At 61.3% G+C, this 22,185-nt stretch carries 18 protein-coding genes and 1 pseudogene; 8 read left to right on the forward strand and 11 right to left on the reverse strand.

Going from position 1 to position 22,185, the window contains the following annotated elements:
• Nucleotides 1–116 precede the first annotated feature (116 nt).
• Nucleotides 117–854 (forward strand): annotated as a pseudogene (locus tag ACTZWY_RS16230) (IS5 family transposase); the annotation flags it as partial.
• 168 nt (nucleotides 855–1,022) lie between these two features.
• On the opposite strand, the gene ACTZWY_RS16235 reads toward ACTZWY_RS16230, so the two are convergent.
• Together ACTZWY_RS16235 and ACTZWY_RS16240 are read right to left on the reverse strand one after the other, a co-directional pair.
• On the reverse strand, nucleotides 1,023–1,547 hold the full coding sequence (locus tag ACTZWY_RS16235) for a gamma carbonic anhydrase family protein (protein WP_444791786.1): 525 nt from the start codon (nucleotides 1,545–1,547) through the stop codon (nucleotides 1,023–1,025).
• Nucleotides 1,547–2,425: an NAD(P)-dependent oxidoreductase gene (locus ACTZWY_RS16240; protein WP_444791754.1), complete on the reverse strand. Its 879-nt coding sequence runs from the start codon at nucleotides 2,423–2,425 to the stop codon at nucleotides 1,547–1,549. The genes ACTZWY_RS16235 and ACTZWY_RS16240 overlap by 1 nt, the downstream gene beginning before the upstream one ends.
• Before the next feature lie 97 nt (nucleotides 2,426–2,522).
• On the opposite strand from ACTZWY_RS16240, the gene ACTZWY_RS16245 reads away from it, so the two are divergent.
• The 5 genes from ACTZWY_RS16245 to ACTZWY_RS16265 all read left to right on the forward strand — a co-directional run bounded on the left by ACTZWY_RS16245 (nucleotide 2,523) and on the right by ACTZWY_RS16265 (nucleotide 9,061).
• The gene (locus ACTZWY_RS16245; protein WP_444791755.1) at nucleotides 2,523–4,979 is read left to right on the forward strand and encodes a penicillin acylase family protein; all 2,457 of its coding nucleotides are present in this window, start codon (nucleotides 2,523–2,525) and stop codon (nucleotides 4,977–4,979) included.
• A gap of 153 nt (nucleotides 4,980–5,132) precedes the next feature.
• Nucleotides 5,133–6,203, forward strand: a complete 1,071-nt coding sequence (locus tag ACTZWY_RS16250) for an outer membrane protein transport protein (RefSeq protein WP_444791756.1) — start codon at nucleotides 5,133–5,135, stop codon at nucleotides 6,201–6,203.
• Between the two features lie 122 nt (nucleotides 6,204–6,325).
• Entirely contained in the window at nucleotides 6,326–7,183 is an 858-nt protein-coding gene (locus ACTZWY_RS16255) for an ATPase (RefSeq protein WP_444791757.1), read from the forward strand.
• Nucleotides 7,184–7,212: 29 nt separating this feature from the next.
• Nucleotides 7,213–8,130 carry a homoserine O-acetyltransferase MetA gene (gene metA / locus ACTZWY_RS16260; RefSeq protein ID WP_444791758.1) on the forward strand — a complete coding sequence of 306 codons (918 nt, stop codon included), beginning with the start codon at nucleotides 7,213–7,215 and terminating at the stop codon, nucleotides 8,128–8,130.
• Nucleotides 8,105–9,061: an alpha/beta fold hydrolase gene (locus ACTZWY_RS16265; protein ID WP_444791759.1), complete on the forward strand. Its 957-nt coding sequence runs from the start codon at nucleotides 8,105–8,107 to the stop codon at nucleotides 9,059–9,061. Before metA ends, ACTZWY_RS16265 begins: the two co-directional genes overlap by 26 nt.
• Here the strand turns inward: ACTZWY_RS16265 and ACTZWY_RS16270 are convergent.
• From ACTZWY_RS16270 to ACTZWY_RS16310, 9 genes are all read right to left on the reverse strand, one after another.
• A complete protein-coding gene (locus ACTZWY_RS16270) occupies nucleotides 9,051–9,833 on the reverse strand; it encodes a sulfite exporter TauE/SafE family protein (protein ID WP_444791760.1) in 783 nt (260 codons plus the stop codon). The genes ACTZWY_RS16265 and ACTZWY_RS16270 overlap by 11 nt on opposite strands.
• A 6-nt stretch (nucleotides 9,834–9,839) precedes the next feature.
• Complete coding sequence (gene guaB, locus ACTZWY_RS16275) at nucleotides 9,840–11,288, reverse strand: IMP dehydrogenase (protein ID WP_444791761.1); 1,449 nt, start codon at nucleotides 11,286–11,288, stop codon at nucleotides 9,840–9,842.
• An 85-nt stretch (nucleotides 11,289–11,373) separates the two neighbouring features.
• Complete coding sequence (locus tag ACTZWY_RS16280) at nucleotides 11,374–12,366, reverse strand: SLAC1 family transporter (RefSeq protein WP_444791762.1); 993 nt, start codon at nucleotides 12,364–12,366, stop codon at nucleotides 11,374–11,376.
• Nucleotides 12,367–12,376: 10 nt separating this feature from the next.
• On the reverse strand, nucleotides 12,377–13,036 hold the full coding sequence (gene gph / locus ACTZWY_RS16285; protein ID WP_444791763.1) for a phosphoglycolate phosphatase: 660 nt from the start codon (nucleotides 13,034–13,036) through the stop codon (nucleotides 12,377–12,379).
• The gene (gene rpe, locus ACTZWY_RS16290; RefSeq protein ID WP_444791764.1) at nucleotides 13,033–13,731 is read right to left on the reverse strand and encodes a ribulose-phosphate 3-epimerase; all 699 of its coding nucleotides are present in this window, start codon (nucleotides 13,729–13,731) and stop codon (nucleotides 13,033–13,035) included. Before rpe ends, gph begins: the two co-directional genes overlap by 4 nt.
• 161 nt (nucleotides 13,732–13,892) lie before the next feature.
• The gene (lipA, locus tag ACTZWY_RS16295) at nucleotides 13,893–14,843 is read right to left on the reverse strand and encodes a lipoyl synthase (protein ID WP_444791765.1); all 951 of its coding nucleotides are present in this window, start codon (nucleotides 14,841–14,843) and stop codon (nucleotides 13,893–13,895) included.
• A 103-nt stretch (nucleotides 14,844–14,946) separates the two neighbouring features.
• On the reverse strand, nucleotides 14,947–15,882 hold the full coding sequence (locus ACTZWY_RS16300) for a hydrogen peroxide-inducible genes activator (RefSeq protein WP_444791766.1): 936 nt from the start codon (nucleotides 15,880–15,882) through the stop codon (nucleotides 14,947–14,949).
• Nucleotides 15,883–16,199: 317 nt separating this feature from the next.
• Nucleotides 16,200–19,649 carry a transcription-repair coupling factor gene (gene mfd / locus ACTZWY_RS16305; protein WP_444791767.1) on the reverse strand — a complete coding sequence of 1,150 codons (3,450 nt, stop codon included), beginning with the start codon at nucleotides 19,647–19,649 and terminating at the stop codon, nucleotides 16,200–16,202.
• 58 nt (nucleotides 19,650–19,707) lie between these two features.
• On the reverse strand, nucleotides 19,708–20,253 hold the full coding sequence (locus tag ACTZWY_RS16310) for a component of SufBCD complex (protein WP_444791768.1): 546 nt from the start codon (nucleotides 20,251–20,253) through the stop codon (nucleotides 19,708–19,710).
• A 224-nt stretch (nucleotides 20,254–20,477) separates the two neighbouring features.
• Between ACTZWY_RS16310 and gap the strand changes: the two genes are divergently transcribed.
• Together gap and ACTZWY_RS16320 are read left to right on the forward strand one after the other, a co-directional pair.
• Nucleotides 20,478–21,482: a type I glyceraldehyde-3-phosphate dehydrogenase gene (gene gap / locus ACTZWY_RS16315; RefSeq protein ID WP_444791769.1), complete on the forward strand. Its 1,005-nt coding sequence runs from the start codon at nucleotides 20,478–20,480 to the stop codon at nucleotides 21,480–21,482.
• Nucleotides 21,483–21,610: 128 nt separating this feature from the next.
• Nucleotides 21,611–22,030, forward strand: a complete 420-nt coding sequence (locus ACTZWY_RS16320) for a rhodanese-like domain-containing protein (RefSeq protein WP_444791770.1) — start codon at nucleotides 21,611–21,613, stop codon at nucleotides 22,028–22,030.
• Nucleotides 22,031–22,185 lie beyond the last annotated feature (155 nt).

Here is a 22,185-nt window from a genome sequence, read left to right on the forward strand (position 1 = left end):
GAACTTGAATGCGGGGGGTGTTCTCGTATGCGTCCATAAGAACACTCAATAACCGATCAGCCCGCTATCCAGCCAGACAGCCCTCGGCGAAGGCTTACTAAGAGCAGACGGACTTTGACAGACAGTGGGCGATCATTGCGCCCCTTGTTCCTCGCAAGGAGGGGGATCGTAGGCGCATTGGGGCCGACACTCGGCTGTTCCTCGACGCAATCCTATGGCTGGCGCGGGGGGCTTCACCCTGGCGCGATCTTCCCCCTGAACCCGGCAATTGGCGCAGAGTGCATTCGCGTTTACGGCGCTGGACGATTGCTGGCGCTTGGGAGAGCCTTTTCAAAGCGTTACGCACTGACCCGGACTTCGAATATGTCCTTGCCGATGCCACGATCTGCAAGACACATGCGGACGCAACCTCTCAAAAGGGGGGCTTGAAGCTGCCGGTATTGGCCGCTCCAGAGGCGGCCTGACGACCAAGATCCATGCCGCGGTCGATGCGCCAGGCCTACCGATCCGGTTCGCGATCACGCCGGGACATTGGGATGATTGCCCTCAGGCGCGGGGTCTGCTCGAAGGCCTCAGGGGCGTCAGCCACATGATCGCTGACGCGGCCTACGACGCGGATCACCTGTGCGGTTTCAGTGCCGACAGCCCCTAAGCAGCAGGCGCAGATCAAGCAGAACCTGAGCCGCGCGATCGACTATCCCATCGACAGGGCTCTCTACAAGGAGCGCAACCTTGTCGAGCATTTCTTCAATCAGGTCAAACGCTTCCGCCGCATCGCATTGCGTTGCGAAAAGGCAGTCAGCTCATCCACCGCCTTCGTAACTCTCGCCTGCGCAATGGCTTGGATTCGCTAAATGCAGACGACGCCTAACCCGAACAGCGCCCCACCCGAATTGACCAGTCGCGGCTTTCATTCTGGCAAAAATATCCACCGGGGTTTCTGAAGGGGGGCGTGCGCCCCTTCAGGCAGGGGGTTTGGGGGGCAGCCGCCCCCCAAGCCTCCTCCCCGAACAGGCCAGCATTCAAATCTCGCGCAAACCCGCCTTGAAGCGCGCCATATTCGCCCGGTATCCAGCCGCCGATTGCACCAACCGCGCGCGTGCGGCGTCATCCAGCGCGCGCACCACACGCCCCGGCGCACCCATCACCAGCGACCCGTCAGGAATTTCCTTGCCCTCGGTCACCAGCGCGCCCGCCCCGATCAGGCAGCCTTTTCCAATCACCGCACCGTTCAGCACTGTTGCCCCCATGCCAATCAACGACCCCGCACCTATGGTGCAGCCGTGCAAAATAGCCTTGTGCCCAATGGTGCAATCCGCCCCGATTGTCAGCGGATAGCCCATATCAGTATGAAGAACGCAATTCTCCTGAACATTCGTTCCCGCGCCCAGAACAATCGGTTCATTATCCCCGCGCAGGGTGCAGCCAAACCAGATTGAAACACCCGCCCCCAGCACGACATTTCCGATAACATGCGCCCCCGGTGCCACCCAGAAATCCCCGTCCTCGGGCAATTCGGGCCGCTGCCCATCCAGGTCATACAGCATCATTCCCCCCCGAATTTGCGCAAGCGTTCAATCAGGCTTGATGTGTCCCAACGCCCGCCACCCATACGCTGCACATCCTTGTAGAACTGGTCAACCAGCGCGGTCACTGGCAGGGACGCGCCCACATCCTCGGCCGCCGCCAGACAGATGGTCAGATCCTTGCGCATCCAGTCCACCGCGAATCCATGGTCGAATTCACCCTCCAGCATCGACGCGTGCCGGTTGACCATCTGCCATGACCCCGCCGCCCCCTGGCTGATCACCTCGACCACCGCGCGCCCGTCCATCCCTGCTTTCTCGCCAAAATGCAGCGCCTCTGCCAGCCCCTGCACCAGCCCGGCAATGCAGATCTGGTTCATCATCTTGGCAATCTGGCCTGCGCCGCTGTCGCCCATGCGTTTGCACACCCGCGCATAGGCGTCCATCACTGGCGCGGCGCGGTCAAATTCCGACGCGTCGCCACCGCACATGATGGACAGAACACCGTTCTCCGCGCCCGCCTGCCCGCCGGACACTGGCGCATCCACAAACCCCAAGTCCTGCGCGTGCGCCATTTCATACAATTCGCGTGTCACCTGCGCCGAAACTGTCGTATGGTCCACGAACACCGCCCCCGCTGCCATGCCCGCGAAAGCGCCGTCTTCCCCCAGACAGACGCTGCGCAAATCATCGTCATTGCCCACGCAGGCCATCACGAATTCGGCCCCTTGGGCAGCTTCGCGCGGGGTTTGCGCGCATGCGCCGCCATTGGCAGCCACCCAGGCTTCGGCCTTGGCCTGTGTGCGGTTATAGACAGTTACATCATGGCCCGCGCGGGCCAGATGGCCCGCCATCGGCCCGCCCATGACCCCCAGTCCCAGAAACGTGATTTTCGCCAATGCCCCGCCCTTTCCTATAGTTGTGATTGCGCTTGCGCTGCCCAGATACTAGGTATCATCGCCATACGCACCGTCAACCGAAAGCCGTTTTGCGCCCATGTTCACCCTGTTTCGCTGGCTTGTCTATTTTCTGTCCGGCTTGTTGGCCCTGACAGCGCTGGCGGCGCTTGCAGTCTATTTCTTCCTGTCGCGGTCTTTGCCCGACTATAACGAGGATTTTACGCTGGACGGCGTGAGCGCCCCGGTCGAGATTGTGCGCAACACCCATAATGTGCCGCATATTTTCGGGCAGGCCGACAGCGATGTTTTCTTCGGGCTGGGGTTTGCGCATGCGCAAGACAGGTTGTGGCAAATGCAAATCCTGCGGCGCACCGCGCAGGGGCGCTTGTCGGAAATGTTCGGCCGGCGCACATTGCGCACAGATGAACTGATGCGCAGGCTGGATCTTTACACCCTTGCGCGCGCCTCCTTCGATGTGCAGGACAGCGCCACACAAGACGCGCTGCGCGCCTATGCCGACGGGGTGAATGCCTGGATGCGGCTGGCATCGGACCGCGCGCGCGGTCGGGGTGCACCTGAATTCTTCATGTTCCAGACAGAAACCCCCCTGTGGCAACCCGCAGATTCGCTGGCCATTCTAAAACTGCTGTCTGTTCAGCTGAATTCCCAGATTTCACGCGAAGTGCTGCGCGCGCGTGCATCGACCTTGCTGGACAATGACCGGCTGCGCGACCTTATGCCCGACGCACACGGCGCGGGCATGGCCGAAGTGCCGGAATATTCCAGCCTGTTCCCGGACCTGCCCCCTGCAACGCAGATTGCAACGGTGGGCGACCCCTTGTCACCCATCAGACCCTACACACTGGCGGGCGCGTCCAACAGCTTTGCCGCTGCGCCTGCGCGCGCGGCGGGGGATGGCGCGCTGCTGGCGAATGATCCGCATCTGGAACTGACAGCGCCCGCGCTTATGTATCTTGCCCGTCTGGAATTGGCTTCCGGCGGGGTGATCGGGGCAACCATACCGGGAATTCCGGCCGTGCTGTCTGGTCGGTCCGCGGCCTTGGGGTGGGGTATAACATCGGCCTATGTCGATGATACGGATGTGTTCATTGAAGAACTAAACCCTGAAAACCCCGCACAATACCGCGCGCCAGACGGCTGGGCCGATTTTGAAACCCGCGGGTCCATTATCCGCATCAAGGACGAAGACCCGCTGACACTGACCTTGCGCTGGTCCGAAAACGGGCCTGTCCTGTCGGGCGCGCTGTATGATCTGGGCACCATCACACCGCCGGGGCATGTGGCCACGCTGGGCTGGACGGCGCTGACCGCGCAAGATACCACCATGACTGCAGCAATCCGCCTGATGGGGGCGCAAACAATCGAAGATGCCATCGATGCGGGGGAATTGTTCGTGGCCCCTGCGCAAAACCTGATGCTGGCCACGCGCGACCGCGTGGCCATGCAGACTGTCGGGCACCTGCCCCGCCGCGATGCGGACCACCAGACACAAGGGCGCATGCCCGCACCGGGCTGGGAACGCGCAAACCGCTGGCTAGGCACGCTGCCTTATTCGGCCAATCCGCGCTTCGTGGACCCTGAAGGCGGCATTTTGGGCAATACAAACAACAAGATCCTTGACCGCCCCTTTCCGTTGCATGTCAGCCATGACTGGGGCGATACGCAGCGCATAACCCGTTTTCTGCACCTGATGCGCGCGCGCAACGTCCATACCCGCGACAGTTTCATAGAAGCGCAGCTGGACACGGTCAGCCCTGCAGCGCGGCTGCTGCTGCCACTGGTGGCGGCTGATCTGTGGTTCTCGGGCGAGGCCGCACCCGCAGGCACCCGCGCCCACCTGCGCCAGCGTGCCCTAAGCCTGCTGGCCGACTGGAACGGCGAGATGAACGAGCACCTGCCCGAACCCCTGATCTATTCAGCATGGATGCGCGCCTTGCAAACCCGCCTGATCCGCGATGAGCTGGGACCGCTGGAAGATGCGTTCATTCACGTCAATCCAGATTTCATTGAACGCGTGTTCCGCAATAGGGACGGCGCGGGGCAATGGTGCAACGTGGTGCAATCCTCGGTGCGCGAAAGCTGCACCGAAATAGCGCTTCTGGCGCTGGATGAAGCCCTGCTGCGCCTGACAGAACGCTATGGCACATCGGTGGAAAGCTGGCGTTGGGGCGATGCGCATACGGCCACGCACCGCCACAGTGTGCTGGGGCAAGTGCGCGGCCTGCGCCCCTTCGTCAATATCCGCCATTCCACATCGGGGGGCGATCATACCTTGATGCGCGCGCGCACGTCCGGGCAGGACCCTGACCCGTTTGCGAATGTTCATGCCGCCGTTTACCGCGCTGTTTATGACTTCGCGGACCCCGAAAGTTCGGTGTTCATCCTGTCCACCGGGCAGTCGGGGCACCCGCTGTCGCGTCACTATGATGATCTGGGCGACCTGTGGCGGCGGGGCGAATATATCCCCATGACGCTGGACCCCGATCTGGCACGCGGGGGTGCGGTGGGGCTGACAATTCTGCGCCCGAATTAACGCGATAGTAACCGCATAGTTGTAACCTGGCCACAAATGCGTGGCGCGTGCCAAAAGTGACGCGAAGTCAGATGTGACAGTTTCACAAATAAGATGTCTACCTTGCCTTGCGGGTGTCAGAACACCCTGACGGCAAAGAAGGAGGAGCTTTCCGTGCACAAATATATCGCAGCGGGCCTTGTGGCCTTGGGTGCAAGTCCCACAATCGCAGGCGGCATCGAACGCACCCCGCAATCCATGAACATTCTGTTTCAGGAAGGGCGGTATCTGGAACTGGGCGCCACTTATGGCGCACCGCGTGTCAGCGGCAACGCCCCCGGTGCCACAGGCAATATCGCGCGCAACTTCTTTTCAGGGTCGATTGCCTATAAGGCGGATGTCAACGACCACCTGTCCTATGCCATCATCCTTGACCAGCCTTTTGGCGCAGATGTGCTGTATCCGACCGGAACCACAGCGCTTCTGACCGGCGCGACCGCGAAAATCAGCAATACAACACTGACAGGTGTTCTGCGCTACAAATTCGGCAACGGGTTCAGCGCGCATGCGGGGCTTCGCTCCTCCTGGACCAGCGGATCGGTCGGCCTGCCGGTGTTGGGGTATTCCATGTCCACCAATACCGATCAGGCTTTTGGCTATCTTGTGGGCGTCGCTTATGAAAAGCCCGAAATCGCCATGCGTGTGGCGCTGACCTATCAATCCTCCATCAAGCACACGTTCAACGCGACAGAAGCGGGACCCGGCCCTGTGCCGCAGGCCCAGACCCGCTTCTCTACGACCATCCCGGAATCCCTGAACCTTGAATTCCAGACTGGCATTGCCGAAGATACCTTGCTGTTCGGGTCCGTGCGCTGGATGAAATGGAAGGATTTTGTCATCGCGCCGCCGCAATACACAGCATCGCCCGCCACAACCGCGCCCCTGGTTGCGTATCAGAAAAATTCTGTCGCCTACACGCTGGGTGTGGGGCGGCGGTTCAACGAAAACTGGTCCGGGTCCGTCTCGCTGTCCTATGACACCGGCAACGGCAACCCGACCAGCAACCTGGGCCCGACGGGATCGCGCACATCTATCGGGATTGGCGCGTCCTATACGCTGGACGCGATGACCATCAGCGGCGGCGTTCAATACACCAAGCTGGGCAGTGCCACGACCAATCTGGGCGGGCAGTTCAGCAATAATTCGGGCATTGGGGCCGGGGTGCGCGTGGGCTTCCGCTTCTGATCCTGCTGCGCGATGCATTTCAAGGCCCCGACCCTGTGGCGGGGCCTTGATCTGTGGCATTGACCCCATCCCCACCTGTCGATAGGCAAGGTCACTGTATTGCGACCAAGGACCGCGCGCCCATGCTTTACCCCAATGCCCAGATCTGGCGAAACGCCCCCGCAAAGCGTGTCATGCTGTTTGGCATGTCCGGCCTTGGCAAAACGCATCTGTCCAAATTGCTGCGCGACGCGGGCGACTGGTTCCACTATTCCGTGGATTACCGCATCGGCACCCGCTATATGGGCGAATTCATTGCCGATAATTTCAAACGCGAAGCGATGAAAGTGCCGCTGCTGCGCGAATTGCTGCTGTCGGATTCGGTCTATATCAGTTCCAACATCACCTTCGACAATCTGGCGCCGCTGTCCACCTATCTGGGCAAACCTGGCAACCCCGATCAAGGGGGCTTGCCCTTTGATGAATACATGATCCGTCAGGACCAGCACCGCAGCGCCGAAATTGCCGCGCTGTCGGACACCCCCCATTTCATTGCCCGCGCAGGTGACCTTTACGGCTATGCGAATTTCATCTGCGACACAGGCGGGTCGATCTGCGAAGTGATCGATCCCGACAACCCGCAAGACCCCCTGATGTCGCGCCTTTCGGACCATGTGCTGCCGGTCTGGATAAAGGGGTCCGATGCGCATACATCCGAACTGATCCGCCGTTTTGACCGTGCCCCCAAGCCTATGTATTACCAGCCCGATTTCCTGCGCGATGCATGGTCTGCCTATCAGGATGAAACCAATCTGCCTGCAGACCGTATAAACCCTGACGCCTTCGTGCGGTGGACCTATGCGCGCGCCTTGGCCCACCGCGCGCCCCGCTATGGCGCGATGGCGCGGAACTGGGGCGTGACCATCACCGCCGAGGAGGTGGCGGCCATTCGCACCGCGCCTGATTTCACGGCCCTTATTGCCGGAAAACTGCCTGACTGACGCAAGACCTGACCAAGGAACAACCGCCCATGCCGATAAAGCTGCCCGCCACGCTGCCCGCCTTTGATGTGCTGTCCCGCGAAGGGGTCATGGTCATGTCGGACACAGACGCAGCCCGGCAGGATATTCGCCCGCTGCGCATTGGCTTGTTGAACCTGATGCCCAAAAAAATTCAGACTGAAACCCAGTTTGCGCGGTTGATCGGCTCCACCCCCTTGCAGATCGAACTGTCGCTGATCCGCATGTCGGAACACGAAACCAAGAACACCGCCGCCGAACATATGGCGGAATTCTACCGCCCGTTTCAGGATGTGAAGCAGGAACGCTTTGACGGGCTTATCATCACTGGTGCCCCCATAGAGCACCTGCCCTATGAGGACGTGACCTATTGGAATGAGCTGACTGAAATTCTGGACTGGACGCAAACCCATGTGCACAACACATTCGGGGTGTGCTGGGGCGGCATGGCCATGTTGTGGCATTTTCACGGAATCAACAAACACATGCTGGACGCCAAGGCGTTTGGTTGTTTCCGGCACCGCAACCTTGCGCCTGCATCCCCGTATTTGCGCGGTTTTTCGGATGATTTGCTTATTCCCGTCAGTCGCTGGACCGAATTGCGGCAGGCCGATATTGACGCAGTGGACGGGTTGGAGACGCTGATTGCCTCTGACCAAGCTGGCCCCTGCCTGGTGGAGGACCCAAAGCACCGCGCCTTGATGATTTTCAACCATTTCGAATATGACAGCACAACCCTGAAGGATGAATATGACCGCGACGTCGCTGCAGGAAAGCCCATAAATGTGCCGCAAAATTACTATCCTGACGACAATCCTGCAAAAATGCCCCTGAACCGCTGGCGAAGCCACGCGCATCTTCTATATGGCAACTGGATTAACCAAATTTATCAGACAACGCCCTATGACCTTGAAAATATCGGCCAGTAAATTTGCAGCGCTTGCGCTTGGTGCAGGCATCCTGACGGCCTGCGCTACTTTGGTGGAGGACCGTATGGCCCATGCCCAGACCCAACCCGAAGGGGCGTTCGTCACCCTGCCCGAAGGGCGGATTCATGCGATCATTCGCGGGCAAGGGCCGGATCTGGTGATGATTCACGGCGCGAATGGCAATGCGCGCGACTTCAGTTTCGACCTGATCGACCGCATGGCCGGTGATTTTCGCGTCATCGCGCTGGACCGGCCCGGTTTCGGGTTTTCCGATGATTTCGGCGGTCCGGAAGGGCCAGTTGAACAAGCCGATATTCTGCGCGCGGCAGTTGCGCAACTGGATGTGGACCGCCCCATTGTGCTGGGCCATTCCTATGGCGGTGCGGTTGCGCTGGCATGGGCCTTGCGCGCAGAAGGGGACGTGGCGGGCCTGACATTGCTGGCGCCCGCGTCACACCCCTGGCCGGGCGATCTGGGCTTGTGGTATCGCATCAGCGCGTCGGCACTGGGGCAATATGTCGTGCTGCCATTGGTGGCCCGGTTGGCACCCGCATCGGCGGTGGCATCAACACTGGACGGGGTGTTTGCGCCCAATCCCGTGCCGGACGGGTATCTGGATCATCTGGGCCGCGACCTGACCATGCGCGCCAGCCAGCTTTCGTTAAACGCCCGCCAGGTCAACAGCTTGAAAGCCTATGTCGACGGAATGGCCGCGGGGTATTCAGCGCTGACACTGCCTATAGAGGTGGTGCATGGCACTGCTGATGAAACAGTGGGCCTGTCCATTCATTCCGAACGGCTGGAACAGGATGTGGGTTCTGCAACCCTGACGCGGTTGGACGGGGTGGGCCATATGCCCCACCATTCCCGCCCCGAGGCTGTGGCAGACGCTATCTTGCGCACAGCGCAGCGCGCAGGGCTTAGCCGATAAACAGCGCCGAAACCCCGTCCCACACCAGTTTCAGGCCCACAAGCGTGACCATGACATACATCAGCGGATAGAACACTTCGGCGCGCATGCGTTTTACAACGGCTGCGCCCAACAGCGTGGCGATAACCGCCAGCGGCAGCATCATGACCGCCGAAATCAACGTCACATGGTCAAACTGGCCCAGCGCGGCATAGGGAACAACCTTGATCGCATTGACCACCGCAAAGAAAATCACGCTTGTGCCCGTGTATATTTTCGGGTCCAGCCGCAAGGGCAGCACATAGACCTGAAAGGGCGGGCCACCGGCATGGGCCACGAAACTGGTGAAGCCGGCAACAGTGCCCCAGACCCCGCCGCGCGCGCGCCCCTGCCCTTGGGCCGCGCCGCCAGACCGTGCCAGTGCCATGCGTGCCACAAACCCCAGCGCAACGACGCCCACAATCAACCGCACCAAAGCTTCGGACGTGAAGGCGGCGGCCATCGCGCCAATGGCAATGCCCAGCACCGCACCGGGCAGCAAATGCAAAAGCGTGGCGCGGTCAAACCAGCCGCGCCATGTCCACAGGCTCACCCCGTCCATCATCAGAAGAATTGGCAGCAACAGCGCCGCCGCCTGAACCGGGGACATGACAAGCGCCAGTATCGGCACCCCCAGCAACGCAAAAGCCCCGCCAAGCCCGCCCTTGGACAGGCCCACAAGGAAAACGGCGGCCAGCGCCGCCGCCAATGTGGGCCAGTCCCCAAACAGGGTCATCTGTGCCAACAGGGTCATATGCCGTTAGCCCAGCCTGTAATTCGGGCTTTCGCGGGTGATCTGCACATCATGGACATGGCTTTCCTTCAGCCCGGCATTGGTGATGCGCACAAACTGGCACTGGCTGCGCATATCGGCCACCGTGCCATTACCGGTATAGCCCATAGCCGCGCGCAACCCCCCCACCATCTGGTGCAGCACTGCGCCCACGGACCCCTTATAGGGCACCTGTCCTTCAATTCCTTCAGGCACCAGCTTGTCGCTGGCGGCGTCCTTCTGGAAATAACGATCAGCAGACCCGCGCGCCATGGCGCCCAGGCTGCCCATGCCCCGATAGCTTTTGAAACTGCGGCCCTGATACAGGATCACTTCGCCCGGGGCCTCATCCGTGCCCGCGATGGCACTGCCCACCATGGCGCAGCTTGCGCCAGCGGCAATCGCCTTGGCAAAATCACCCGACATCTTGATCCCGCCATCCGCAATGATGGGCACGTCACCCGCAGCGGCCGCGCAATCCATGATCGCGGTCAGTTGTGGCACGCCCACACCCGCCACAACGCGCGTGGTGCAAATGGACCCCGGCCCGATCCCCACCTTCACGGCATCTGCGCCCGCATCAATCAGCGCGCGCGTGGCGTCCCCGGTGGCGACATTGCCCGCCACGACCTGCGCGGCGGGTGCTTGCGCCTTGATACGTTCCACCGCGCGCGCCACCCCTTCGGAATGCCCATGCGCCGTGTCAATCACAACCAGATCGACACCCGCGTCAATCAACGCCATGGACCGTTCAAACCCCGCATCCCCCACGGTTGACGCAGCCGCCACGCGCAGCCGCCCCAGTTCATCCTTGCAAGCAGTGGGGTTCAACACCGCGCGGTCACTATCGCGCAGGGTCAACAACCCTGTAAGGCGGCCTTTATCATCGGTCACCAGCAGCTTTTCAATCCGCCGCGCCTGCATCAGGCTGCGCGCTTCCTCGCGGTCCGCAGGTTCGCGCAGAACAGCCAGATTATTGGCCGTCATCATCACCCGCACGGGCGTTTTGTCGTCACTGGCAAAACGCATGTCCCGGTTGGTCACAATGCCCAGCACGCGCCCTGCGTCATCGACCACAGGAAAGCCCGTCACGTTATAGCGTGCCTGCAATTCCTTGGCATCGGCCAGTGTCTGGTCAGGTTTCAGTGTTACAGGGTCATAGACAATACCAGACTCAAACCGTTTGACCCGGCGCACCGCATCAGCCTGTGTTTCAACATCCAGATTGCGGTGAATCACGCCCATACCACCCGCTTGCGCCATCGCAATGGCCATACGCGCTTCGGTGACCGTGTCCATTGCCGAGGACAGCAGCGGAATGTTCAACCTGATGGATTTGGTGACAAAAGTTGTGGTATCCGCCTGATTGGGCAGAACGCTTGATGCCGCAGGCACCAGAAGCACATCGTCGAAGGTAAGCGCCTCGCGAATCTCCATGACCGGCCTCCTTATGGGTGGATCGCTTGGCAGTTTCCTTTTTCACGTCTTGGTGGAAATGAAAACCCCTGTATCGGGGTTGGTATCAGGCCTCGGCAGCGTTGGTCCTGGCGGCCAATGTGCCGCCCGGCCACATTTTCAGCACCTTGTAGGCAATCACAGGCACCGCCACTGTCGCCACCCCCAATACAAGCCCCCCTGCCCAGAAAAGCGCGCCAACGCCCCCCGACACCATTACCAACGCTGTTGCAAATGCCACCAACGGGAACGTGAACGCCCCCCATAGCGGCGAAAACCCTGCCGCAGTCAGCCAGCGCAACGCGGCCAGAAGTGCTGCAAAGATCACGATTGCCAGCACCGCAAACCCTTGGGCAACATTGTCCATGCCAGCGCCCTGCGCCACGATGGTGAACAGACACGCCGGAGCCAGATGAATGGCCAGCAGCGGGCGCAGCGGCGCGGGCGGTATGCGGGTGAAGAGCTGGCGCAGACTGACGCCCCAGATTACCCCGGCAGGTCCCACCATGGCCCAAATGATCCAGCGCGCGATATCATGGTGGCCAAGCGCATTGGCCACAACCCCGCCGATGATGAACCCCACAAAACTCAGGTGGAACACAGGCGTGACAACGCGCCCCTCGGGCGGGCTGATGCGCAGCACATATACCAGCAGCCCCACCAGCCCAAGATGCAGCCCAAACGCGCACAGCGCCACCCCCGTGGCAAGCGCAGGGGCCAGGGGCGCCAAGCTGGCGGCCAGCAACATCAGCGACAGGCTGGCCGCCGCCAGCCCTGCCCGCCCCGGCAACACGCGCATGTCTTCCACCAGCACGGCCAGCCGCCGCGCCGGTTTCGCCAGATACGCCACCAGCGCAAACACGAACAACAGCGCCACGGCCCCAAGGATCATGTCGCCGATGGCTGGCGACAGGCCAAACATGCCCGAGGCTTCGCGCCACCCCAACCCCAGACCAAACAGCCCCATAATGGGCGCGAAAATTGCTGGCGGGGTGCGCCGCCCGAAGCCGGGTTTGGGAATATGAAGCGGCGGCGGCATGGGGCGGCGGGGTTGGGTCATGGGCGGGCTTTCAGCTTGGCTGGAACAACTGACCGGCCATCTGGCGGTAATCATCGAACCGGAAATGGTGAAACATCTGCTCAACCGGGGTGTTGCGGTAGCCTTGCGTATACAGGCCAAACCGCGCGCCCGCGCGCTGCGCCGTTTCCGCGTCAGTTTCACTGTCCCCGATATAGACGATGTCGCGCAAACTCAGCCCAAGCCCGGACACTACAGCCAGCAATGGCGCGGGGTCAGGCTTGGCCACGTCCAGACTGTCGCCGCCCACCACCACATCAAACATCGCGTCCCACCCCAGATGCGCCAGCGCCGCATGCGTGGGCCGCAAGGGTTTGTTGGTGCACAATCCCAGCGCCAGCCCATGGTCGCGCAATTGCGCCAGCATTTCGGGCACATGCGGATAAACACGCGTGTTCTCATGGGCACGTTCATAGAAATGCAAAAACCGCGCATGCAAATGTGCGGTCAGTTCGGGATCGTTGCGCCCTGTCACGGCCTGTTCCATGCGTTCCACGAAAACACGGGCACCGCGCCCCACGAAACTGCGCGATTGCTCAAAGCTGACAAGTGGCAGCCCTTCGCCCTCCAGAACCAGATTGGCCGCAGCATGAATATCAGGCGCGCTGTCAATCAGCGTGCCGTCAAGGTCAAAAATAACCGCGCGGATCACACTGCGACCCCGACAGCACCTTCTGCAGCGGCGCGAATGGCGCGGATATTATCCCCATAAGGCGCGGGGTGCTCCACCGATCCGCCCTTGAACACCGCAGATCCCGCAACCAGCACATCCGCACCCGCACGCGCCATCAGGGGCGCTGTGTCAGGCGTTATGCCCCCGTCAATTTCAATATGGATGGGCCGTGCCCCGATCATGGCGCGCAAACGCTGCACCTTGTCGGTCATGTCGATAAACTTCTGCCCGCCAAACCCGGGGTTCACTGTCATCACACAAACCAGATCCAACATATCCAGCAGGTTTTCCACACCGTCCAGCCCTGTTCCGGGGTTCAACGCCAGACCCGCTTTCGCGCCACTGGCACGAATGGCCTGCAAGGTGCGGTGAATATGCGGGCCTGCTTCCATATGCGCCGTAATGAAATCAGCGCCCGCCTTGGCGAACCCGTCAATATAGGGGTCCACCGGGGCAATCATCAAATGCACATCCATGACACCACGAATATGGGGACGGATGGCCGCGCAAGTGGCAGGCCCGAAGGTGATATTGGGCACAAAATGCCCGTCCATCACATCAACATGCACCCAATCCGCCCCCTGATCTTCCACCGCGCGGCACTCGGCCCCGAAATTGGCGAAATCAGCGGCCAGAATGGACGGCGCAATTTTGATGGCGCGCGAAAAGGTCATGATGCAGCACTCCTGAGTCGGCTTGTCGGCCTGTTCATAGCGCCCGATCAGGACAAATGCACCCCTTCACATCAGATCATAAAGCCGCAGCTGCCGGTTTCATCTTGCCACAAATACTCTCTGCCGAAGGCATACCACACTGCGTCCATGCGACACGGCAGCTACGCGCCCGCCAGCCTGGCCAATCGCGCATCGCGCAGGCGCGCGAAATCATCGCCTGCATGGTAGCTGGACCGCGTCAGCGGTGTGGCCGATACCATCAGGAACCCTTTGCCAAAGGCCGCTTTTTCATAGGCCTTGAATTCATCCGGCGTCACAAAGCGGTCAACGCGGTGGTGGCGCGGGGTTGGTTGCAGGTATTGGCCAATGGTAATGAAATCCACATCTGCCGCGCGCATGTCATCCATAACTTGCAGCACACCCTGCCGGTCTTCCCCCAAACCCACCATGATGCCCGATTTGGTGAACATGGACGGGTCCAGTTCCTTGACCCGCTGCAGCAAACGCAGGCTGTGGAAATAGCGCGCGCCGGGGCGCACCTCGGGGTATAGGCCGGGCACGGTTTCCAGATTGTGGTTAAACACATCAGGGCGCGCGGCAACCACGGTTTCCAGCACCGAGGGCGCGCATTTCAGAAAATCGGGGGTCAGAATTTCAATCGTTGTGTTGGGGCTGCGGTGGCGCACGGCGCGAATGGTCTGGGCGAAATGTTCCGCCCCGCCATCGTCCAGATCATCGCGGTCCACCGATGTGATGACCACATGTTTCAGCCCCAGCTTTTCCACCGCATGGGCCACGCGGCCCGGTTCAAACGCATCCAGCGTGTCAGGGCGGCCCGTGGCCACATTGCAAAACGTGCACCCGCGGGTGCAAATCTCGCCCATGATCATCATGGTGGCATGGCCCTGCGACCAGCATTCGCCCACATTGGGGCACCCGGCTTCTTCGCACACTGTGGTCAGCTTGTGCTCACGCATGATTTTATGGGTTTCGGCATACCCCTTGCCCCCCGGCGCCTTGACGCGAATCCAGTCAGGTTTCTTGGGTTGGGCCTGCACCGCGCGGTGGGCTTTTTCCGGGTGGCGCTGGTCAGGCAATTTCAAATCGCGCAAGGCTTCCCCTCCTGTGGACACTGCCAGCTTTCATCTAGCCCTATTTCGGGGCAAAAACAACGGGCACCGTTCAAGCCGGCCATGCGCTAGCTGCATGGCCGCATCACAGGGGCGCGCAGCATGTGCGGGCAGCGGCAATAAGCTCCTGTCCCGCCGCGCATAGATGCGCGCCCAGATCATCGAACCACGCCCCCCCATCGGACGCGGCCCGGCGCAACAGGGCGATCTGCCGGAAGGGTTCGGGCTGCCCAAAGCGCTGCAAGACAATGCCCTGCCCGCCTGCCGCTTCGGCGCGCACGGCAAGTTCGGGCAATAGCGTAAGTCCGAACCCCTGCGCCACCAGTCCGCACAGGGTGGACAGCGTGGATGCCCCCAGATCCAGCCGCGTCTGGCGCCGGTCAATCGCGCAAAAGGCCAGCGCCTGATCGGCCAGACAATGGCCATCATCCAGCAGTAACAAATGATCGGGGTTCAGCGTGGTCGGGTCCAGCGCATGGCGACCCTGTTCCAGTGCGCCGATGCGCCCTTCGGACCCCGCCAGCAGGAAGCAGTCCTGAAACAATGGCGCAATGACCAGATCAGGCGCGGGGGCAGGATCGGCCAGAACCACCGCATCCAGCCGCCCTTCGCGCAGGCCCGACAGCAGGTCGGCGGTCTGCGCCTCTCGCAGGCGCAGATCGCGGGTAATGTCGCCCGCGCGCAGCCGCGCAAGCGTTCCCGGCAACAGATAGGGCGCAATCGTGGGAATCATGCCCAGCGTCAACGCGGCCTGCAACCCCTGCCGCCGCGCTGAGGTTTCCAGTTCCATCGCTTCGGACAAAATGCGGTCCGCACGCGCCAGCACATCACGCCCCGCGCGCGTCAGGCGCACATCGCGCGGCAACCGTTCCACCAGCGCCACGCCAAGGATGGCTTCCAGTTCCTTGATCTGCATGGACAGGGCCGGTTGCGTCACATTAGCCAGGTCTGCCGCGCGCCCGAAATTGCGTGCCTGCGCAAGGGCACGAAAATAGGCAAGCTGTTTGAGGGTAACTTTCATAAGGCGGTCTTATCAAAAACGGCGCAAGATTGCCAAGTGTTCTGATTGTCGCGCCAGAGGGAACCGCAAGGCGGTTTCGCTGCCGCCTGAAGCAGTCACAATAGGCGCGGAATCAAGGGCGCAGCCCGCCGCGCCATCGGCGGGCCGTCCCGCGGCCTGCCGATGGCCTGATGGTGTGCCAAGCGCTTGAACGCAGGAATATGCCGCCTGCATAAAGTGCATCCCTTAACCGGCGGATCGGCAGCCCCCGGCCCGCCGATAGCGCGGGCTTTATCCAAGCCCGAACATCCATGACAGACCAGCCCCCCAACCACAGTCTAGCGTTTCACATCTGCCTTGACCGCCAGATCGCGCGCAATGGCGAAGGCCCCGCGCACGCGCTCCTTCTCGGTGCTCCAGTCGCGGCGCACGACAATCTTGTTGTCGCGCACTTTTGCCAGCCCCTGCTGGTCAGTCACGAATTCCACCAACCCAGCCGGATTGGCGAATTTATCGTTATGGAACTGGATGGTCGCCCCCTTTGGCCCCGCATCCAGCTTCGCAATGCCTGCGCGCTTGCATTCGGCCTTGATGCGCATGACCACAAGAAGCGTGTTCACTTCGCGCGGCAGCTTGCCAAACCGGTCAATCAGTTCGGCGGCGAACCCTTCCAGATCAACCTTGTTGGTCAGCCCCGATAACCGCCGATACAGGCCAAGGCGCACATCCAGATCGGGCACATAATCTTCCGGTATCAGCACCGGCACGCCCAGATTGATTTGCGGTGCCCATTGCCCGTCCAGGTCAGACACATCTGCAATCTCGCCCGAGCGGATTTTGGCGATCGTGTCTTCCAGCATTTGCTGATACAATTCATAGCCGACCTCGTTAATATGGCCGGACTGTTCTTCGCCCAGAATATTGCCCGCGCCGCGCAGGTCCATGTCATGACTGGCCAGATTGAACCCTGCCCCAAGGCTGTCCAGACTGGCCAGCAGGCGCAGGCGTTTTTGCGCCTGCGGGGTCAGCGGTGCGCGCGGTTTCGTGGTCAGGAAACAATAGGCGCGCGTTTTTGCCCGCCCGACACGCCCGCGTATCTGATACAGCTGCGACAGCCCGAACATATCAGCGCGGTGCACAATCATCGTGTTGGCGCGCGGAATATCAAGGCCGGATTCCACGATGCTGGTTGCCACCAGAACATCATATTTGCCATCATAAAAGGCGTTCATCCGTTCATCCAGATCGCCCGCCGCCATTTGCCCGTTGGCAGTAACATAGCTGATTTCAGGAACCTGATTGCGCAGGAAATCCTCAACTTCCGGCAGGTCGGATATGCGCGGCACCACGAAAAACGACTGCCCCCCGCGATAATGTTCGCGCAACAACGCCTCGCGCAGGGTCACAGTGTCGAATTCACTGACATAGGTGCGAATGGCCAGCCGGTCCACAGGCGGGGTCTGGATGATGGACAGATCCCGCACCCCCGTCAGCGACAATTGCAGCGTGCGCGGAATGGGCGTTGCGGTCAGCGTCAGCACATGAATATCGCTGCGCAATTCCTTCAGCCTTTCCTTATGGCCTACGCCGAAATGCTGTTCTTCATCAATGACCAGCAGGCCCAGATTGGCGAATTTCACGCCCTTGGCCAGCAGCGCATGGGTGCCTATGCAAATATCGACTGTGCCACGAGCCAGCCCGTCGCGGGTGGCGTTGGCATCCTTGGCCGACACAAACCGCGACAGCGGCTTGACCGTGATGGGAAAGCCGCGAAACCGGTCCGCGAATGTCTTGTAATGCTGGCGCGCCAGCAGCGTGGTGGGCGCAATGACCGCCACCTGAACGCCGGACATGGCCGCGATGAAGGCCGCGCGCATGGCCACTTCGGTCTTGCCGAACCCCACATCGCCGACCACCAGCCGGTCCATGGGGCGGCCACTGTCGAAATCATCCAGCACATCTTCAACCGCGCGCAACTGGTCATCGGTTTCGGCATAGGGGAAGCGGGCCAGAAATTCGTCCCACATGCCATCTGGTGCGGTGAATTGCGGCGCGCGGCGCAACTGGCGTTCGGCTGCGATGCGAATCAACTTGTCAGCAATTTCGCGGATGCGCTGTTTCAGCCGCGCTTTCTTGGCCTGCCATGCGCCGCCGCCCAGCTTGTCAAGCAACCCTTCTTCATGGCCATAGCGCGACAGCAGTTCAATATTTTCCACCGGCAGGAACAGCCGGTCCCCGCCTGCATATTCCAGCGCGATGCATTCATGCGGCGCGCCCATCGCCGTGATGGTTTCCAGCCCCGTATACCGCCCCACACCGTGGTCGACATGCACCACCAGATCACCGGGTGACAGGCTTTGTGCTTCGGTCAGGAAATTCTCGGCGCGTTTGCGCCGTTTGGCCCGCCCGACCAGCCGTTCGCCCAACACGTCCTGTTCGGAAATTACGGTCAGGTTCGGCGCTTCAAAGCCCTGATCCAGCGGCCAGACAGTCAGAAACAGCCGCCCCTTGGACGCAGCGCCCATATCGCGCGCGGTGGCGATGTGCTGCGCTGCCCCTGCGCCGTGATCTTCCAGCAGGCCCGCCAGCCGTTCGCGCGCGCCGTCCGAATGGCTGGCGATCACCACATCGCCCAGCTTGCGCCGGTCATTGACATGGGCGGCCAGCGCATCGAACACATTGGCTTCGGCCTGCCTTTCGGGGGCGAAACTGCGCCCCATCCGCCCGCCCGCATCCACAACACCCGGCCCCGGTGCGGTTTTCAGGGGCTGCAACTGGATGACGCGGCGCGACGACAGGGCCTTCTGCCATGCCGCTTCATCCAGATATAACTGTTCAGGCGGGCAAGGCTTATAGATGGTGTCCAGCCGCTTGCGATCGGCCATCGCTTCGCGGCGGGCATCATACTGATCGGCAATCCCGTCCCAGCGCGATAGGCGTGCCTGCGTGGTCTGGTCATCCAGCATGATGGACGCATCCGGCAGATAGTCAAACAGCGTTTCCATACGGTCATGGAAAAATGGCAACCAGTGTTCCATCCCCTGATGCTTGCGGCCCGCGCTGACCGCTTCATACAGCGGGTCATCACTGCCGGCAGCGCCAAACTCGATGCGGTAATTCTGGCGGAACCGCGTGATTGCGGCCTCATCCAGAATAATCTCGGACACGGGGGCAAATTCCACCACATCCAGCTTTTCCAGACTGCGCTGGGTGGCAGGGTCGAACCGGCGCGCCGCTTCCAGCACATCGCCGAACATGTCCAACCGCACAGGGCCAAGCTCACCGGGGGGGTAAATGTCGATAATGCCGCCGCGAATGGCATAATCGCCCGGTTCGGTCACTGTGGGGGCCTGGGTGAAGCCCATGCGCACCAACCAGCCGCGCAAGCCCCCCTCATCGATGCGCCGCCCGACCTGCGCGATGAAGGACGCGCCCGCCACCACATCGCGCGCGGGCACGGCTTGCATGGCCGCCGAAAGCGTCGTCAACAGCACAAACGGCCCCGGCACCCCATGAGCCAGCGCGGCCAGCGTGGCCATACGCGCGCTGGACACATCCGCATTGGGGGACACACGGTCATAGGGCAGACAATCCCATGCCGGAAAGCGCAGGACCGTCAGTTCAGGCGCGAAGAAGGCCAGCGCGCGGGCCATGGCCTCGGCGCGTTTGTCGTCGCGCGCGACATGCAGCAGGGGCGCGCCGGATTTTTCCAGCTCGCGCGCCAGCAAAACAGCGTCAAAACCTTCGGGCGCACCGCCCAGGGTGATTTGCGAATAGGTCTGTGTCATCGCGCCTGACCTACCCCGCGCTGATGCGGTGTCAATGCCTGAAATCCGCATCTTGCCCCTATATGGACAGCACCGAGGCCGTCATAACCCGCAACATACCCCAGATTGCGGTCAGGAAAATGATCACAACCCCCAGCAACTGCACCCAAAGCCTGTGACGCAACAACACACGCAGCAGCCTGTCTGCATCCAGCCTTTCGCGTTCAATCCGGAAGGCCAGCCGCAACACCATCAGGCGGGTTATCGTCAGCGGCAGCAGCAACAGAAACAACGCCTGCGCAAATTCCAGCCCATACACAAACGCCAGAACGAAGATCAGCGACATGACCGCAGTCACAAACCCCATGATCCAGTGGCCGATATGGCGCACCATCGCCAACATGCGCCGGACATGGATTTCAACCAGTATCTGCACATCTGCCAGTGTCTGCCCGCCATTGCGCCGCGCCTGAACGATCATGTCATAGGACACGCCAAGCACATTATGCGTGACCGCAGACCAGAACAGCGCAACCACAATCCAGAACCAGACCGAGGAAAACGACCGCATGTCGATCAGGCTTAGGATATTGTCAAGAAGGGCCAAAGCGTTCTGCTCCTGCATGGGCGGTATCATGGCACGGGCGGCACCCGCCCTACTTCTTGCAACGGCAGGGGGCGCGGCGCAAGGGGCGGGCCACTTGTCACAGCGCCTAATTGCGCGGCAACGTTAGCCCTATCAGTCCAAGATTGCGCTAACGTGTTCGCACGAAACAGGTTTTGACCCTTTTTTCGCCTTGATGTGCTGTCTATACCCACCCCTAAGCAGCACAGCGCGGAGAGTGGGACATGACAATCACAATTGGCATCAACGGATCCGGGCGCATCGGGCGCTGCACGCTGGCGCATATTGCCGAAAGCGCCCGCAATGACGTGGAAGTGGTCAGGATAAACGCCACCGGACCAATTGAAACCAACGCGCATTTGCTGAAATACGATTCCGTTCATGGGCGCTTCCCCGGAACCATCCGGGTTGACGGCGACACCATTGATCTGGGGCGCGGGCCAATCAAGGTGATGTCCACCTACAACCCCGAGGAACTGGACTGGGACGGGGTGGATGTGGTGTTGGAATGCACCGGCAAATTCAACGACCGCGACAAGGCGGCAGTGCATCTGGGGCGCGGGGCGTCGCGTGTGCTGGTGTCGGCCCCTGCCAAAAACGCGGATGCAACCATCGTGTATGGTGTGAACCATCGCAGTTTGCGCGCGGACCAGTTGGTGGTGTCCAACGGGTCATGCACCACCAATTGCCTTGCCCCGCTTGCAAAGGTGTTGAATGACACGATCGGCATTGACTCCGGTGTCATGACAACGGTGCACAGCTACACGGGCGACCAGCCCACACTGGACCGCCGCCACAAGGATCTGTATCGGGCGCGGGCGGCAGCCATGGCCATGATCCCCACCTCTACCGGCGCGGCCAAGGCCCTGGGCGAGGTGCTGCCGGAACTTGCGGGCAAGCTTGACGGAACATCGCTGCGCGTGCCCACCCCCAATGTCAGCGCGGTTGACCTGACCTTCTATGCGGGGCGCGATGTCACTGTGGAAGAAGTCAACGCCATCATGCGCGACGCCGCCAACGGGCCAATGGGGGCCGTGCTGGCCTATGACCCCGAACCCAAAGTGTCCATCGATTTCAACCACACGCCGCATTCATCCATCTTTGCACCCGACCAGACCAAGGTTGTGGGCGGGCGCATGGTGCGGGTGCTGGCATGGTATGACAATGAATGGGGGTTTTCGTGCCGCATGGCCGATGTGGCTGCCGCCATGGGCCGGTTGATCCACTGAACATGTCAGCGCAAGACAGTCCCAAAGGCCCGCCCCCGAAAGGCGGGCTTTTTCATGCGACGCTCTGCCCCCTTTCGCGCCACGCGCCACGTTGATACATATTCAAAAAATCATAAAGGATGTTGTGAATGCGCTGTTTTGCCCCGTTCCTGATTGCCCTGTCATGCCTGATCACACCCGCCAGCGCCGGTCAGGTGTTCACGGCGCAACCGTCCGCGCAGCAATTGCAGGACGCGCCAGTGCTGCTGGTTGATATTCGCCAGCCCCATGAATGGGTGGAAACCGGGGTTCTGCCGAACGCGCTTCTGTTGCCCTTTGACACGCCGGATACATTTCTTGCGGCGCTGCGCCCGCATTTGCAGCCCGGCCAGCCTGTTGCGCTGATCTGCCGGACCGGAAGCCGCACCAGCCGCGCGGCGCGCATTCTGGCCCAAGAGATGGATGTGCCCGTCATTGATGTGCAAGGGGGCATGTTCGGGCTGATGAATGCAGGCTATGCGCCCGAACGCCCCACACGCGCGCAGGGCTGCACCCTGTGCCAGCACTAGGCCCGCACAATCTATACCCGCTTTTTCCACGGGCTTTAGCGTTCATCAGCATTCGCACGCCCCAGCCTGACCCTGTGGGGTCGCGTATTTTGGCGCCCAAACCCATGTCCCAGTTTTGCGCAATACGCGCGAAGACCGGGAACAGCGTTGCCGCG

This window comes from Roseinatronobacter sp. NSM, assembly GCF_052379845.1.
Classification (GTDB): Bacteria; Pseudomonadota; Alphaproteobacteria; order Rhodobacterales; family Rhodobacteraceae; genus Roseinatronobacter.